17 protein-coding genes are annotated in these 15,783 nt (G+C 59.3%); 9 read left to right on the forward strand and 8 right to left on the reverse strand.

Annotated features, from left to right (window positions below; translation table 11 throughout):
• Window positions 1-18: 18 nt before the first annotated feature.
• Window positions 19-921 (reverse strand): DUF2189 domain-containing protein, encoded by a 903-nt coding sequence (locus ACP0KA_RS24360; protein ID WP_424631277.1) that lies wholly within the window; start codon window positions 919-921, stop codon window positions 19-21.
• Between the two features lie 387 nt (window positions 922-1,308).
• Here ACP0KA_RS24360 and ACP0KA_RS24365 point away from each other — a divergent pair, with 387 nt between their 5' ends.
• Window positions 1,309-1,698: a DUF3597 domain-containing protein gene (locus ACP0KA_RS24365; RefSeq protein WP_424631278.1), complete on the forward strand. Its 390-nt coding sequence runs from the start codon at window positions 1,309-1,311 to the stop codon at window positions 1,696-1,698.
• A 226-nt stretch (window positions 1,699-1,924) separates the two neighbouring features.
• Window positions 1,925-2,716 carry a fumarylacetoacetate hydrolase family protein gene (locus tag ACP0KA_RS24370; protein WP_424631279.1) on the forward strand — a complete coding sequence of 264 codons (792 nt, stop codon included), beginning with the start codon at window positions 1,925-1,927 and terminating at the stop codon, window positions 2,714-2,716.
• 74 nt (window positions 2,717-2,790) lie between these two features.
• On the opposite strand, the gene ACP0KA_RS24375 is transcribed toward ACP0KA_RS24370, so the two are convergent.
• Both ACP0KA_RS24375 and ACP0KA_RS24380 read right to left on the reverse strand, forming a co-directional pair.
• Window positions 2,791-3,075 carry a GNAT family N-acetyltransferase gene (locus ACP0KA_RS24375; protein WP_424631280.1) on the reverse strand — a complete coding sequence of 95 codons (285 nt, stop codon included), beginning with the start codon at window positions 3,073-3,075 and terminating at the stop codon, window positions 2,791-2,793.
• A gap of 12 nt (window positions 3,076-3,087) precedes the next feature.
• Window positions 3,088-3,363 (reverse strand): GNAT family N-acetyltransferase, encoded by a 276-nt coding sequence (locus ACP0KA_RS24380; protein ID WP_424631281.1) that lies wholly within the window; start codon window positions 3,361-3,363, stop codon window positions 3,088-3,090.
• Window positions 3,364-3,623: 260 nt separating this feature from the next.
• Between ACP0KA_RS24380 and ACP0KA_RS24385 the strand changes: the two genes are divergently transcribed.
• Complete coding sequence (locus ACP0KA_RS24385; protein ID WP_424631282.1) at window positions 3,624-4,031, forward strand: SPW repeat protein; 408 nt, start codon at window positions 3,624-3,626, stop codon at window positions 4,029-4,031.
• 96 nt (window positions 4,032-4,127) lie between these two features.
• Here ACP0KA_RS24385 and uvrA read toward each other — a convergent pair whose 3' ends face one another.
• Both uvrA and ACP0KA_RS24395 read right to left on the reverse strand, forming a co-directional pair.
• Complete coding sequence (gene uvrA / locus ACP0KA_RS24390; RefSeq protein ID WP_424631283.1) at window positions 4,128-7,115, reverse strand: excinuclease ABC subunit UvrA; 2,988 nt, start codon at window positions 7,113-7,115, stop codon at window positions 4,128-4,130.
• A 280-nt stretch (window positions 7,116-7,395) separates the two neighbouring features.
• Complete coding sequence (locus ACP0KA_RS24395) at window positions 7,396-8,115, reverse strand: outer membrane protein (RefSeq protein ID WP_424631284.1); 720 nt, start codon at window positions 8,113-8,115, stop codon at window positions 7,396-7,398.
• Window positions 8,116-8,592: 477 nt separating this feature from the next.
• Between ACP0KA_RS24395 and ACP0KA_RS24400 the strand changes: the two genes are divergently transcribed.
• A complete protein-coding gene (locus tag ACP0KA_RS24400; protein WP_424631285.1) occupies window positions 8,593-9,075 on the forward strand; it encodes a single-stranded DNA-binding protein in 483 nt (160 codons plus the stop codon).
• Window positions 9,076-9,209: 134 nt separating this feature from the next.
• On the opposite strand, the gene ACP0KA_RS24405 is transcribed toward ACP0KA_RS24400, so the two are convergent.
• Window positions 9,210-9,554, reverse strand: a complete 345-nt coding sequence (locus ACP0KA_RS24405) for a hypothetical protein (RefSeq protein WP_424631286.1) — start codon at window positions 9,552-9,554, stop codon at window positions 9,210-9,212.
• A 159-nt stretch (window positions 9,555-9,713) separates the two neighbouring features.
• Complete coding sequence (locus ACP0KA_RS24410) at window positions 9,714-10,340, reverse strand: MarC family protein (protein ID WP_424631287.1); 627 nt, start codon at window positions 10,338-10,340, stop codon at window positions 9,714-9,716.
• Between the two features lie 245 nt (window positions 10,341-10,585).
• Between ACP0KA_RS24410 and gyrA the strand changes: the two genes are divergently transcribed.
• Window positions 10,586-13,306 (forward strand): DNA gyrase subunit A, encoded by a 2,721-nt coding sequence (gyrA, locus tag ACP0KA_RS24415; protein ID WP_424631288.1) that lies wholly within the window; start codon window positions 10,586-10,588, stop codon window positions 13,304-13,306.
• Between the two features lie 30 nt (window positions 13,307-13,336).
• On the opposite strand, the gene ACP0KA_RS24420 is transcribed toward gyrA, so the two are convergent.
• Window positions 13,337-13,597 (reverse strand): hypothetical protein, encoded by a 261-nt coding sequence (locus ACP0KA_RS24420; RefSeq protein ID WP_424631289.1) that lies wholly within the window; start codon window positions 13,595-13,597, stop codon window positions 13,337-13,339.
• A gap of 164 nt (window positions 13,598-13,761) precedes the next feature.
• Between ACP0KA_RS24420 and coaD the strand changes: the two genes are divergently transcribed.
• The 4 genes from coaD to ACP0KA_RS24440 are packed head-to-tail and all read left to right on the forward strand — an operon-like array spanning window position 13,762 to window position 15,755.
• Window positions 13,762-14,259 carry a pantetheine-phosphate adenylyltransferase gene (gene coaD / locus ACP0KA_RS24425; protein ID WP_424631290.1) on the forward strand — a complete coding sequence of 166 codons (498 nt, stop codon included), beginning with the start codon at window positions 13,762-13,764 and terminating at the stop codon, window positions 14,257-14,259.
• 27 nt (window positions 14,260-14,286) lie between these two features.
• Window positions 14,287-14,829: a peptidylprolyl isomerase gene (locus ACP0KA_RS24430; RefSeq protein ID WP_424631291.1), complete on the forward strand. Its 543-nt coding sequence runs from the start codon at window positions 14,287-14,289 to the stop codon at window positions 14,827-14,829.
• Window positions 14,830-14,859: 30 nt separating this feature from the next.
• The gene (locus ACP0KA_RS24435) at window positions 14,860-15,312 is read left to right on the forward strand and encodes a hypothetical protein (protein ID WP_424631292.1); all 453 of its coding nucleotides are present in this window, start codon (window positions 14,860-14,862) and stop codon (window positions 15,310-15,312) included.
• Window positions 15,285-15,755, forward strand: coding sequence for a peptidylprolyl isomerase (locus tag ACP0KA_RS24440; RefSeq protein ID WP_424631293.1), 471 nt, complete (start codon window positions 15,285-15,287; stop codon window positions 15,753-15,755). Before ACP0KA_RS24435 ends, ACP0KA_RS24440 begins: the two co-directional genes overlap by 28 nt.
• Window positions 15,756-15,783: the final 28 nt, after the last annotated feature.

Raw genomic sequence — 15,783 nt, forward strand, 5'->3', positions numbered from 1 at the left:
CGGTCGCGCGCAGTTGCTTTAGTGGTGCTTGCGCCCCCACATGAACAGGCTGACCGGGAATTCAGCCGCATAGCGGTGCACTTTTTCCGTTTGTGGCGGGACGTATGGCGTCGCCGGAGGCTCAACCACCTTGCGGTAAAGATGCCATGTCGCATGGCCGAGCACCGGGATGACCACTGTCAGCCCCAGGAAGAACGGCACCGTGCCGATGACCAGCAATGCGGCAACGATCAAACCCCAGATCGCCATCTGGACCGGATTTTGTGCCACGACGCGCAGGGAGGTGAGGACAGCATCATGCGCGCTGGCATGACGATCCAGCATCATCGGGAAGGACACCACGCTGATGCAGAGCGCCACGAGCGCGAACAGGAAGCCCACACCGCAGCCGATGATGATCAGGCTGAGTCCTTTGGACGTGGTCAGCACCTGATCGAGAAAATTGGGAATGCTGGATGCAGGAGCATAGCCGAATATCGAGCTGTAGATCGATTGCGCGGCCGTGAGCCAGACCAGGAACAGGATGAGCAACCCACCACCAAGCCCCAGCATCGCCCCGATCGACGGCGATGACAGCACCCCGAGCGCATGGGAGGCGGTCGCATCTTCGCCGTTCTCACGCCGCCGGCTGAGATCGTAGAATCCGAGTGCGGCGAACGGGCCCAACAAGGCGAAGCCGGCTGCCAGAGGGAATAGCAACGGCAGGATCGAATAGCCCAATGTCGCGCGTGCCAGCACGATACCGAGCACTGGATAGATCAGCGCCAGCATGATGGCGTGCGTCGGTACGGCTTTGAAGTCTTCCCAGCCGAGTTGCAGCGCATCTTTGATATCGGCGAAGGAGATTTTGCGAACAACAATCGCCTCAGAGGACGATGACGTGGGCGGCGATAGAACAGTACCTGAAACGGGAGTGCTCATGGTGGCTGCCTCTTGATCGCGCAGCGCTCTGCAACGCTGCGGTTGCTATGGTGACACCTGTCTGACAGTAGCACGATCCGGCTGAAGCCGAATGGGAAACTTCTGTGTCTAAGCTTCCAAACTTCGTGAACCGATTTGGATCGGCTGCGTTAGTGCTGTTGGGCTTTATTTATTTTGCGAAGCAGCGTTGGATCTAACGCGTCATGTTGCAGCTTTTTGACGGAATTGACTCAAATACGGTCCTGCGCGCATGCAGTCTTACATTGGCAAGTCATGAGCCCGTGTTTACACTTGTTCCACGACCGGCGCGGCGCTGCCGGAACGAGTCTAAGGATACGGTACTCAAATCCAAATCAATCCATCGTCGGGTTATCGGGAGTTTGAACAATGAGCATTTTCGGAAAAATCATGGGCGCGATCTTTGGCACCAAGGCCGAAGCAGCGGAGCCCGCAGGTGGCGCCGGGACAGCGGCGGGCGGGGCGGCATCGTCGGGCGCGTCAGGTGCTGGTGCAAGCGTACAGATGGTCGATGTTGCGCCGATCCTCGACAAGGCCGTTGCGGCCAAGGGCGAGAAGCTGGAATGGCGTACGTCGATTGTCGACCTGATGAAGGCGCTCGATATCGACTCGAGCCTGAGCGCGCGCAAGGAACTCGCCAAAGAATTGCACTACGACGGCGATACCAACGACTCCGCCAAGATGAACATTTGGCTTCATAAGCAGGTCATGACCAAGCTCGCAGCAAACGGCGGCAAACTGCCGGACGACCTGAAGTAAGCTTTTGGCGTCTCGTCGCGCAGTCAAAAGGCCCGCCTTTGGCGGGCTTTTTTTTATTGCACTGCACTGTCAGATATTCGTCACGATCCGGCTATCCAAACCACTGGCGGAGGAATACAGAATGCCAGGGCGGAATATCGCTATACCGCCGTTGTTTGCCGAAGTGATAATGTCTCAAGAACATCACAAGACAGTCATCGTTGACTCACTCAGGAAGGAAAAACCCATGACCGATCTCAACCGTAGAACCGTGTTGGCGGGCGGCGCCGCGGCCCTCGCCGGAACCGCCGCGCTGAGCGAGGCTGCGGAGGCGCAAGTTGGCGTCAAGACGATTTTCCCCGTCGGACAGACCACGATCCCCGTGGTGGGGATTACTGAAGTTTTCCCGGTTCGCCGCATCTACTGCATCGGCCGCAACTACGCGGCGCATGCCATTGAGCGTGGTTCGGACCCGACCCGTGAGCCGCCGTTCTTCTTTCAGAAGCCGACCGACGCAGTCCAGGTCGTCGCCATCGGGACCGTTGCCGACCATCCGTATCCTTCGCTGACCAAGAACTACCACCATGAGGTTGAACTGGTTGCGGCGCTGAAGTCCGGCGGCACGAACATCCCGGCCGATAAGGCACTGGATTGTGTCTACGGCTACACACTTGGCCTCGATATGACGCGCCGCGATCTGCAGAACGCCATGGGCAACCAAAAGAAGCCATGGGAAATCGGAAAGAGCTTCGATCATTCGGCCGTGCTCGGCCCGATTCATCCGGCGAGCAAAACCGGACACTTCACCAAGGGCGCGATCTCGCTCGCCGTGAACGGCACCGTGCGGCAGAATTCGGACCTGACCAAGATGATCTGGTCGGTTGCCGAGCAGATTTCAAAGCTGTCGGAAGCCTTCGAGCTGAAAGCCGGCGATCTGATTTACTCGGGCACGCCCGAGAATGTCGGTCCAGTGAACAAGGGCGATATTCTGTTGTGCAAGCTGGAAGGCCTCCCGGACATGTCGATCAAGATCGTCTGACGATCTGTCGTCGCCTTTGCGCAAAACAAAAGCCCGCCATTGGCGGGCTTTTTCAATGGCAAATGGAATTTGTTTCAGGCTGTGATGTCGGCGTATTCCGGATGTTTCTGCAGGTAGTCGACGACAAACCCGCAGCCTGCGACAACCTTGAGGTCATTGGCGCGAATTTGCTCCAGCGCGCCTTGCACCAACCTTGATGCAATGCCCCGGCCGCGGAGCGCGGGCGGCGTTTCAGTGTGGGTGATGATGACCTTGCCTGGTGCAAGCCGGTAGTTCGCAAAAGCGATCGCGCCGTTCACATCCAGTTCGTAACGGCTCAACGCTGCATTGTTGCGGACGGCTGTCGTTTCTTCACTCATCGCGGGCGCCTTTCACTTCAGCAGGTCAGCGTATTCGGGATGCTTGCCGATGTAGCCCTTCACGAACGGGCATTGCGCCACGACCTTGAGGCCGTCGGCGCGGACCTGGTCGAGCGCGCCTTTGACCAATCTCGACCCGATGCCCTTGCCTTCAAGTTCCTTTGGCACCTCGGTATGGATGAACGTGATGATGTTGCCGGACAACTGGTAGTAAGACGCGGCAATGTGCCCATCGACTTCGAGTTCGTAGCGGTGTTTGGCTGTGTTGTTCTGGACGGCTTCAGTCATCGATACTTCCGGTTATTGAAGGACTAGGTCTGGAGCGAATGCGTCAGCAGGGCGCGGACTGACCAGGGTTCACCACGGGTCGCGCCAAGGCGCTGGTCCGGTAGCACAAAATCCGTCTCGCGCGCTCTTGTAAAGACGGGCCAGTTTCATACGTCCCCTGCAGGACAATACGTGATGCGGCCGGACGGTCGTTTCGTCCTTTGCCTGAGCCGTTGGTGCTTCAGAGCCGTTGGCCGCCTCGTTTCGAGGGAGGTCGTAAAATGTCTAAGCCTGGCTTTCTCGATATTCATCGGACTTGGGAAGACTGGATCGGCATGGCATTGGGCATGCTGGTCGTGCTGTCGCCGTGGTTGACCGGCGAGCCCAATCATGGCCTCGGTGTCGGTCCCGAGCCGCGTTTTGTGATCCTGGCCACGATGCTGATCGGCATTCTCGTGTTTTGTCTCGCCCAGATGGAATATGTTGCCCTTCGCCGTTGGGAAGAGGGATGTGAAATGGTCCTCGGTCTTGGCCTGATCGCGTTGCCGCATATCCTCGGCTACACCGGAGATGGAGCGCTTCGGTTGTGGCACACCAGCCTTGGTGGAGCGATCGTCCTGCTGGCGATGTTGAAGCTCTGGCAGGATTGGGATCTGACGGATCAGGAGCTGACCGGGCACGGTCAGTGAGAGCGAAGTTATTCTCGAGGGCTTTGATCAAAGCTCTGAGATCAAGCATCGTCGCGTAAAGCAGGGCGCCGGCCCGAATTCGGGCCGGCGGCCAAATCACTCCGCGGCTTCGTCGGTTTGCCGCTTTTTCGGCTTCCCGGCCTTTGCCAACACGGGTTTCAAGAACTGACCCGTGTAGCTGCGAGGTGCCTTGACGATGTCTTCGGGCGGCCCCCAGGCGACGATCTCGCCGCCGCCGTCACCACCTTCGGGACCGAGATCGATCACCCAGTCCGCTGTCTTGATGACCTCGAGATTGTGCTCGATCACCACCACGCTGTTGCCTTGCGACACCAGTTCGTGGAGCACCTCGAGCAGCTTGGCCACGTCGTGGAAATGCAATCCCGTGGTCGGCTCGTCGAGAATGTAAAGCGTGCGGCCCGTTGCGCGCTTGCTCAACTCCTTGGCGAGCTTCACGCGCTGTGCCTCGCCGCCGGACAACGTCGTCGCTTGCTGGCCGACATGAATGTAGCCAAGGCCGACACGTTGCAGCGTCTTGAAGGTTTCCCGCACCCGAGGCACGGCCTTGAAGAACTCTGTGGCCTCGTCGACCGTCATATCGAGTACGTCGGCGATGCTCTTGCCCTTGAACAGAACTTCCAGGGTTTCGCGGTTGTAGCGCTTGCCCTTGCAGGTGTCGCAGGTGACGTAGACGTCCGGCAGGAAGTGCATCTCGATCTTGATCAGACCGTCGCCCTGGCAGGCCTCGCAGCGGCCGCCCTTGACGTTGAACGAGAAGCGGCCCGGCTCATAACCGCGCGCCTTGGATTCCGGCAGGCCCGCAAACCATTCGCGGATCGGCGTAAAGGCGCCGGTATAAGTCGCCGGATTTGACCGCGGGGTGCGGCCGATCGGCGACTGATCGATATCGATGATCTTGTCGATATGCTCCAGCCCCTCGATACGGTCATGCGGGGCAGGGCCTTCCGATGCATTGTTGAGCTTGCGCGCGATCGCCTTATACAGCGTGTCAATCAACAGCGTGGATTTGCCGCCTCCCGAGACGCCGGTGACGCAGGTGAACAACCCGAGAGGGATCTCGGCGGACACGTTCTTGAGATTGTTGCCGCGCGCGTTGATGACCTTCAGGGTACGCCGATGGTTCGGCGGCCGCCGCTCCTCGATCGGCACGAACAGCTCGCCCGTCAGGTATTTGCCCGTCAGCGATTTCGGATTCGACTTGATCTGCTGCGGCGTGCCCTGGGCGACGATGCTGCCGCCCTGGACACCCGCTCCGGGGCCAACGTCCACGACATAATCCGCCGTCTCGATCGCATCCTCGTCATGCTCGACCACGATCACGGTATTGCCGAGATCGCGCAGCCGCCGCAGCGTATCGAGCAGGCGGGCATTGTCGCGCTGGTGCAGGCCGATCGACGGCTCGTCGAGCACGTACAGCACGCCCGTCAGTCCGGAGCCGATCTGTGACGCCAGCCGGATGCGTTGGCTTTCGCCACCGGACAAGGTGCCGGACGAGCGGGACAGCGTGAGATAGTTCAAGCCGACGTCGAGCAGGAACGACAGCCGCTCGCGGATTTCCTTCAAAATCCGCACCGCGATTTCGTTCTGTTGCTTGTTCAGCGTCTTGGGAACTGACTCGAACCACTCGCCCGCGCGCAGAACGGACATCTCTGAAATCTCGCCGATGTGCTTGCCGCCAATCTTGACGCACAATGCCTCCGGCTTCAGACGATGGCCGTGACAGGCTTCGCATGGAATGTCGCTGAAGTATTTGCCCAGCTCTTCGCGCGCCCATTCACTTTCGGTTTCGCGGAAACGACGTTCGATATTGGTAACGACGCCTTCAAAAGGCTTTTTGGTGTCGTACGAGCGAACGCCGTCCTCATAGGAGAACTTGATTTCGTCATCGCCTGAACCGAACAGGATTGCGTTCTGCGTTTTCTTCGGCAGGTCCTTCCACTTGGTATCAAGCGTGAACTTGTAGAACTTGCCGAGCGCCTGCAGCGTTTGGATGTAATAAGGAGAAGACGACTTCGCCCAGGGCGCAATCGCTCCCTTGCGCAGCGTCTGTTCCTTGTCGGGAATGACCAGATCGGCATCGATGTGCTGCTCGACACCCAGGCCGCCGCATTTCGGGCAGGCGCCATAGGGGTTGTTGAACGAGAAAAGCCGGGGCTCGATCTCAGGGATCGTAAAGCCGGATACCGGACAGGCGAATTTCTCCGAGAAGAGAATGCGCTCGGGACCGCTTTTGTCGTGGATCTTGGCCGTCTTCTTTTCCGGCTTCTTCTCGGCTGCGGCATCGCTTGCAGCGGGAACGTCGGCGAATTCGACCACCGCCAGCCCTTCCGCGAGTTTCAGCGCCGTTTCGAACGACTCTGCGAGGCGTTGTGCCATGTCGGAACGCACGACGATGCGATCGACCACGACATCGATGTCATGCGGGAATTTCTTGTCGAGGGCCGGTGCATCGGCGAGTTCGTAGAACTTTCCGTCGATCTTGACCCGCTGGAAGCCTTTCTTGAGGTAATCCGCCAGTTCCTTTTTGTACTCGCCCTTGCGGCCGCGCACCACGGGCGCCAGCAGATAGAGGCGGGTGCCTTCCGGCAGCGCAAGCACGCGATCGACCATCTGCGAGACGATCTGGCTTTCGATCGGCAGGCCTGTTGCGGGCGAATAGGGAATACCGACCCGCGCCCACAACAGGCGCATGTAGTCGTAGATCTCCGTCACCGTGCCGACGGTGGAGCGCGGATTCTTCGACGTTGTCTTCTGTTCGATGGAGATGGCCGGCGACAGTCCGTCGATCTGATCGACGTCCGGCTTCTGCATCATCTCGAGGAACTGGCGGGCGTAGGCGGACAACGATTCGACGTAGCGGCGTTGCCCCTCGGCGTAGATGGTGTCGAATGCCAGCGACGATTTGCCGGAGCCCGACAAACCGGTGAACACCACGAGCTTGTCGCGGGGGATTTCGAGATCGACGTTCTTGAGATTGTGTTCGCGGGCGCCGCGGATCGTAATCGCGCGCAGACTCGATGCTGCAGCAGTCGGTTTGCGGCTCGCCTTCACTACTTCATCCATGGAATCGTTTCCGGTGACGCGCCGCGCGCAAACAGAACATCATCCCCGGAAACGCGGAGAGACTGTCACCAGTTGCTCGGCCAGATTTCAATGCTCGGAACATAGGAAGAACGATTGAAGATTTCCAGTCCCAACGATGAGCCATCAACCGTTTGATTCGGTTCCGTGGGTGGAGTTCCGCTTGCGCCGATAACGCCATTTCAGAAAACGCAAAACAAAAAGGCCGGCTCAAAGAGCCGGCCTTTCCGTAATTCCCTGAGAAGCTCAGGTCAGACGAAGATCAATACTTCGCGACGACCGGGCCAGCCCAGTTGAAGTGATAGTTCACGCCAACCTTCACAGTGTGCAGGTCGTCCTTGTAGCTGACAGCGCCAAGGCCGCCGCCGACCGTAACGTTCGTGGTGTCGAAGTTGTAGTACTGGTACTCAACCTTCGCCGACCAAGCAGGAGCGAACATGTATTCGAAGCCGCCACCGACGGTGTAGCCGGTGTCCTGACGGTCAGTGGTCACGAGGCCGAAGTTAACGGCATCAATGTCCTTGTTGTCGCGGAACGCAACACCGCCCTTGGCGTAGATCATGCCAGGACCCCAGGTGTAGCCGAGGCGACCGGTGACCGAAGCGAGCCAATCGCTGCGATCGCGGAGAGTGCCGATGCCATCCGAGAAGGTGCGATCGTTGTTCGAAATGCCGCTGATCTGACCTTCGATACCGACAACCCAGTTCGGAGCGAACTGGTAGTCTGCGCCGAGCTGACCGCCGCCGAGGAACGCTGCATCGCGGTTCGAACCAGAGAGGCCAACGATGTTCGATGCGAAGCCGTCATCACCGCCGAAAGCAGCGCCGATGTGACCACCGACGTAGATGCCGGACCAGTTGAACACAGGTGCCGGAGCGTAAGCAGGAGCCTTGGTGTAGGTGCGGGCTGGCAGGTCAGCAGCGACCGCCGATGCGGTACCGAGAGCAAAAATTGCTACGGTGCCGAGCAGAAACTTCTTCATTTCAATTCTCCAGTTGTGCCTGCTTCATTTGCCTGAAGCAGTTTTTATCGAAAGCGAACGCAGTGGCATTGCGATTCCATGAAGGGAATATACCGGGTTCTTCCGAAAATGCCGTCTCCGAAAAGCAACACTCGATGAGGAAGTCATTCCTTCTAAGATAAGGAATTGTTTGGAACTTTTCGACTTCGCCTTCCACGTTTCGATCACGTTTTCGACATATTCCGGAGCCGGATTCATAAAATTGTCAGATATTCAATGGGTTCCGTTTGAGGTAAGGACTTGCAGTGGAACAAATAGAGTACATAATGTGTTGACAGGGCATCCGACTCAGCTGGATGCGGTGGATAACCGCACGGGAAGCGTCGTCGAGAGAGCCAGAACGTATAGGGTCACCCGAGAAACGGTGCGCGGCATTTAAGGCCGGCGTCCGACGGCATAAGTAGAGGCGCATTGGAGCGCCAGAGTGGAGATGTGATCATGGCGGGAAGCGTCAATAAAGTTATCCTGGTTGGCAACCTTGGCGCCGATCCTGAAATTAAGCGCACGCAGGATGGGCGGCCTATCGCCAACCTGAGCATTGCGACGTCGGAAACCTGGCGGGACCGGGCCACCGGCGAGCGTAAGGAGAAGACGGAATGGCACCGGGTGGTGATCTTCAGTGAAGGTCTCTGCAAGATCGCGGAGCAGTATTTAAAGAAGGGTGCCAAGGTTTACCTGGAAGGTCAGCTGCAGACCCGCAAGTGGCAGGACAAGGACGGCAAGGACCGCTACTCAACGGAAGTCGTTCTTCAGAACTTCAATTCGAACCTGACTATGCTCGATGGGCGCAGCGGTGGCGGCTCGTTGGGGCCTGATGACGGCGGCGGCGATTTCGGATCTTCGGGACCGCGTTCGGCACCTCCGCGCCGTGTCCCGGCTGGTGGCCGCAACGACGACATGAACGACGACATTCCGTTCTGATTTTCAGGATCGAACATGACGACGGGTGCCTCAAGCAAAGAGGCACCCGTTTTTATGTCTGGTGAGAAGGCGTGGCTTCAGGGCTGAATACGCGGCGACCTTCCGCCGGACGTTGTCTGCAAGAACGGCCTCAACTACGCCGTCTTGGTGAACATCGTCAGCATACCCTTCTCGTCAATGTTGATCGCGACAACCTGAGCCGACGTGACACCCTTGGCCTTCAGCGCCGATGAAATCGTAGGTGACGCGTCAATTGACGTTCGCAGCGACTGTAGATCCTGCTCACTCGTACGCGACACGAGCTCATCGACCTGTTTGCGGACGTCCGGCGACAAGTCCTTGACGTCCACGACCTGGACGCTGCGAATTGTCGGCTGGGATTGTGTTTGAGACTGCGCAGGAGGCTGTTTAGCAGGGGCTTGCGCCAGCGCTGGTACTCCGAGAACAAGCAATGCGCCGGTGGCTACTGTTGTCAGCATTCGCATGATCGATACCTTTCTAGATCGGGGTACGGAACACGCCTGTTATCGTCGAAAGGTGGTGAGGGCCTGAAATTGATGCGGTCATTCGATGAAACAGATGTGATCACAATGTGCACATCTTCGTCGATCTCGAGGCGCAGCCGGATGGAGCAAGCCCTAGCTTTGGCCAAATGCAGTGCGGGCTCCGTCGATCACAAACTGCACGGCCAATGCTGCGAGCACCACGCCCAGCAGGCGCGAGAGCACGACATTTCCGGTAACTCCGAGCAGCTTCGCCACGCGACCTGCGAAGGCAAAAGCGGCCGCACATAGCGCGGCTACGACAGCAATGATCGCAATCAAAGCGGTCAAGGTCACAGGATCGCTTCCTGTCCGTCCCGCCAACAGCAGCGTGGCGGTGATCGCACCCGGGCCCGCGATCAACGGAGTCGCAACCGGGAATGCGGCGATGTCGCGGACTTTTTCTTCGATGGCCTGTTCCGCTTCGCGCACTTCGCGGGCCGGGCGCGTACCCAGCACCATTTCAAAGGCGACCACGAACAGCAGAATGCCTCCCGAGATCCGGAAGGCGGGGAGGCCGATGCCAAGGCGATCGAGCAGCCAGTTCCCGATCAACGCGGTTCCCGCGAGGATGAGGGAGGCGATGACGGCTGCACGTAAGCCGACACCTTTGCGGGCCGCGTCCGGAAGTCCATGGGTCGCGGACAGGAAGGCAGGTACGATCCCGACCGGATCAACGACCACGATCAAGGTCACAAAGGCAGTCAAAGCATAGTCGAGCACAGCGATACCTGGCCGTTTCGGGAGCCGCTTTGGACGCGGCGGCGAACTATACCGCAAGACCAAGAATCACGCGTCAAACACGTATTTCATCGCTGTCGGAAAAGCCGCGTTGATGAGTGTTTTTCGCCGTCGTAACTCGCTGAAAGTGTGGCGTTTTTCTGGTCGTTTTTGTGCGCTGCTGCGATTGGCTTTAGCGCGTGAATTCGCCTATATAACAGTGACACTTCGTATTCAGGATTCGCATTTTGGCTGACCCGCAAGATCCGCCGTCCGGTCCCCCCGAGACGAACGATATCCGTCCCGTTTCCATCACGGATGAGATGAAACGCTCCTACCTCGATTACGCGATGAGCGTGATCGTGGCGCGTGCGCTGCCGGATGCGCGTGACGGCCTGAAGCCGGTTCATCGCCGCATTCTCTATGCGATGTATGAGAACGGCTTTGAGTGGAATAAGCCGTACCGCAAGTCCGCCCGAACTGTCGGCGACGTGATCGGTAAATACCATCCGCACGGCGACCAGTCGGTCTACGACGCGATGGTGCGCATGGCGCAGGACTTCTCCATGCGCGTGCCGTTGATCGACGGGCAGGGCAACTTCGGCTCCGTCGACGGCGATATGGCAGCGGCCATGCGATACACCGAAGCGCGCCTGCAAAAGGTGGCGCATTCGCTGCTCGACGACATCGACAAGGACACCGTCGATTTCCAGCCGAACTACGACAGCTCCGAGCGCGAACCGAAGGTTCTGCCGGCGAAGTTCCCGAACCTGCTGGTCAACGGCGCAGGCGGCATCGCGGTCGGCATGGCGACCAACATCCCGCCGCATAACCTTGGTGAAGTGATTGATGCCTGTATCGCGCTGATCAATGACCCGGCGCTGAGCATCGATGATCTGATCAACATCGTCCCGGGACCGGATTTCCCCACCGGCGGCATCATCCTCGGCCGTCAGGGCATACGCTCCGCCTATCATCTGGGCCGCGGCTCCATCATGATGCGCGGCAAGGTGACGATCGAGACGATCCGCAAGGACCGTGAAGCGATCGTCGTCTCTGAAATTCCATATCAGGTGAACAAGGCCAGCATGGTCGAGCGCATCGCCGAGTTGGTGCGCGAAAAGAAGATCGAAGGCATTTCGGACCTGCGCGACGAATCCGATCGCGAGGGTTATCGCGTGGTGGTCGAACTGAAGCGTGACGCGGTTCCGGATGTGGTGCTGAATCAGCTCTACAAGTTCACGCCGCTGCAGACGAGCTTCGGTGCCAATATGGTGGCGCTGGACGCCGGCCGTCCGCTGGTGATGAACCTGAAGGATCTGTTGACGATCTTCGTTACGTTCCGCGAAAACGTGGTTTCGCGACGGACCAAGTTCCTGCTCAACAAAGCGCGTGATCGCGCGCACATTTTGGTCGGTTTAGCGATTGCGGTTGCCAATATCGACGAAGTCATTCGTGTGATCCGTACGTCGCCCGATCCAGCGACCGCGCGCGATACCCTGATGTCGCGCGACTGGCCCGCCAAGGACGTCGCGACCATGATCACGCTGATCGACGATCCGCGGCACACGCTGGCCTCCGACGGCACCGCACGGCTGTCGCTGGAGCAGGCAAAGGCGATTCTCGATCTGCGCCTGCAGCGCCTTACCGCCCTGGGTCGTGAAGAAATCTCCGACGAACTCGACAAGCTTGCCGCTGAGATTGCCGACTACCTCGACATTCTGCGTTCGCGTGCGCGCATCCAGGGAATCGTCAAGGACGAGCTCACCGCTGTGAAGGATGAGTTCGCCACGCCACGCCGTACCGTCATTATCGAGCAGGAAGGCGAGGTCGAGGACGAAGACCTGATCCAGCGCGAGGATATGGTGGTGACCGTGTCGCACGCCGGCTATGTGAAGCGTGTGCCGCTCTCCACCTATCGCTCGCAGAAGCGCGGCGGCAAGGGCCGCTCCGGCATGCAGACGCGCGACGAGGATTTCGTCAGCCGCCTGTTCGTCGCTTCGACCCACACGCCGGTGCTGTTCTTCTCGTCACGTGGCCAGGTCTACAAGGAAAAGGTCTGGCGTCTGCCAGTAGCCGCCCCGAATTCGCGCGGCAAGGCGTTGATCAACATCCTGCCACTGGAGCAGGGTGAGCGCATCACCACCATCATGCCGTTGCCGGAAGATGAATCGTCGTGGGGCAACCTCGACGTGATGTTCGCCACCACTGGCGGCAACGTCCGGCGCAACAAGCTGTCCGATTTCGTCGACGTGCGTCGCTCCGGCATTATCGCCATGAAGCTGGACGAGGGCGAGGCCATCGTTGACGTGCAGATCGCCACCGAAAATGACGATGTGCTGCTGACTGCCGGTGGCGGGCAATGCATCCGCTTCCCGGTCACGGATGTGCGCGTGTTCACCGGCCGCACCTCGATGGGCGTCCGCGGCATTGCGCTGACCGAAGGCGACAAGCTGATCTCGCTTACGATTCTACGTCACATGGACGTCAATGCGGATGAACGTGCCGCCTATCTGCGCCGTGCCAGCGCAGTGCGTCGTGGCGGCGTGGAAGAAGAGGCGGCTCCGGATCAGGAGGAAGCCTCCGGCGCGATCGAACTCGGCGAGCAGCGCTATGTCGAGATGTCGGCTGCCGAGCAGTTCGTGCTGACCGTCAGCGAGAACGGTTACGGAAAGCGCTCGTCGTCCTACGAATACCGTACCACCGGCCGTGGCGGCAAAGGCATCGTCGCGATGTCTGTCAATGACCGCAACGGCAAGCTGGTGGCATCCTTCCCGGTTGAAGACAGTGACCAGATCATGCTGGTGACCGACAAGGGTCAGCTTATCCGTTGCCCGGTCGAGGACATCCGCATTGCCGGTCGCTCAACGCAGGGCGTGATCGTGTTCGATACCGCCGATGATGAGCATGTCGTATCGGTCGAACACATTACGGAAGAGACTGAGAACGGAAACGGGAACGGCGGCTGATCCGCCGTTCTACGGTCGCAGGCTTGGGTCCTAGCGGCGATCCGTGGTGATCACACGTACAGGTTGGATCGGCGCCTTATCGCTTCCGCGCAGGCAGGCGGCATCGATGTTCGGCCACGCTTGATTGGCGCAACGCGCGTCCACGGCGGCGATCTTGGCGGCCGGTGGTTCGGCGGTCTTGGCGATGGTGGTGGTCTGACTTGCTTCCACCTCAGGAGCCAAGCCTGGAGAAAAGGTGATAGCTGCTCCAATGGCTGCCGCGGCAGCGATCGCCGAAAGCGTCTTGATCATGGTTGTGTCCCTGTCGATGCCGGCCTTGCTGGCCTGCTTGGCAAGGAGACGCCGAAGCGGGGCAAAAGGTTCACAAATTCCTAAAAATATAACCGCATGGCTTTGCCGGTCTGACCGGAACTCTGCGCGCTTGCGGGCGTTCGCGGGGCAGGGTAGGACGGAGCATGTCCCGAGTTGCATTTTATCCGGGGTCGTTCGATCCCGTCACCAATGGTCATCTGGATGTGGTGCGGCAGGCCTGTGGCCTGGTGGATCGCCTGGTCGTGGCCATCGGCATTCACCCAGGCAAAGCGCCGCTCTTCTCGACAGAGGAACGGCTTGAGATGGTGATGGAGGTGTTTGCACCCATCGCCGCCAAAGTCGGCTGCAAGATCGAGTGCGTAACCTTCGGTGACCTCACCGTCACCGCCGCCCAGCGCGTCGGCGCGACCGTTTTGATCCGCGGGCTGCGCGACGGCACCGACCTGGATTACGAAATGCAGATCGCGGGCATGAACCAGACGATGGTGCCCGAGGTCCAAACGGTTTTCATCCCGGCCTCCGCCACCGTCCGCCCGATCACCGCCACACTGGTACGGCAGATCGCCGGCATGGGCGGCGACGTGTCTCCCTTTGTGCCCAAGGCCGTCGCGACGCGGCTCAAGACCAAATTCGCTGGCTAATTCGTCTTCCTTCAATCCGGAGTTTCCATGATCCGCATCCTCGCTGTTTTCGCGGCCCTCGTTCTTGCTGCGCCCGCGTTCGCGCAGAAGCTGCCTGCCGGTCTCGACAAGGACAACGCTATCGTGATCGACACCACCAAGGGCCGCGTCATCATCAAGCTGCGTCCCGACCTTGCTCCAAAGCATGCCGAGCGCATCAAGCAACTTGCGCGCGACGGCTACTACAACAACGTGCCGTTCCATCGCGTGATCGAAGGTTTCATGGCGCAGACCGGCGACGGGCAGCGCTTTAACGGAACGGGTGGTTCCAAGTACCCGAACCTGCAGGCCGAATTCTCCAATGTGCCGTTCAAGCGCGGCATTGTCGGCATGGCCCGCGCTGGCGACCCTAATTCGGCCAACTCGCAGTTCTTTATTATGTTTGCTGACGGCTCGTTCCTGAACGGCAAGTACACCGTGGTCGGCGAGGTCGTCTCCGGCATGGACGTCGTCGACAAGATCAAGCGCGGCGAGCCTGTTCAAGACCCGGACAAGATGGTGAAGGTGCAGGTCGCGTCCGACATCAAATAAAACAGGACCAGCACCATTTACGAGGTGACGATGCTGCGAAGCCGAAGTTTAGTTGCTTTCGCGGCATTGCTCGCCATATCGGTCCTGACGCCAACGCCTCTCGTGCAGGTGCACGCCGAGGAAGCCCAGGCCAATACCCTTCAGGAGATTTTCGCGAAGCTGAAGCAGTGCTGGAAGCCTCCCAGATTGCCGCGGTCGCATCCGGGGATGCAGGTAACCGTGCTGGTAAGCTTCACGCGCAATGGGGAAATCCTCGGTCACCCGCGGATTACCTATGAATCTCCGACTGCCACTGACGACGACCGGCTCCAGTACCGGATCGCCGTGATGAACACACTGCAGGCCTGCACGCCGATGCCTTTTACGGACAGTCTCGGCAATGCAGTGGCTGGACGCCCATTCACCGTGCGGTTTGACGACCGCAGACGTAAACCCAAACCGACAGAGAGACAGGCATGGCTGAAACCACTGAAAATACTTTGATCCTCGACACCACCCAAGGGCCCGTGACCATCGAAATGCGTCCGGACCTTGCGCCCGGCCATGTTGCCCGCATCAAGGAACTGGTGCGCGAAGGCTTCTACGACGGCATCGTGTTCCACCGCGTCATCGATGGCTTCATGGCGCAGACCGGTTGCCCGCAGGGCACCGGCACGGGCGGTTCGGGACAGAAGCTGAAGGCTGAGTTCAACGAGGAGCCGCACGTGCGTGGCACCACCTCAATGGCCCGTGCTGCCAACCCGGATTCCGGCGACAGCCAATTCTTCATCTGCTTTGACGATGCCCGCTTCCTCGACCGTCAGTACACGGTCTGGGGCAAGGTGATCGACGGCATGGAGAACGTCGACAAGATCAAGCGCGGCGAGCCGGTCCAGAACCCGGACAAGATCGTCAAGGCCTATATGGCTGCTGACGAAGCCGCTTAATCGATATACTAATCACTATTCGATCATG

The sequence above is a fragment of the Bradyrhizobium sp. SYSU BS000235 genome (genome assembly GCF_049747295.1).
Lineage (GTDB): Bacteria > Pseudomonadota > Alphaproteobacteria > Rhizobiales > Xanthobacteraceae > Afipia.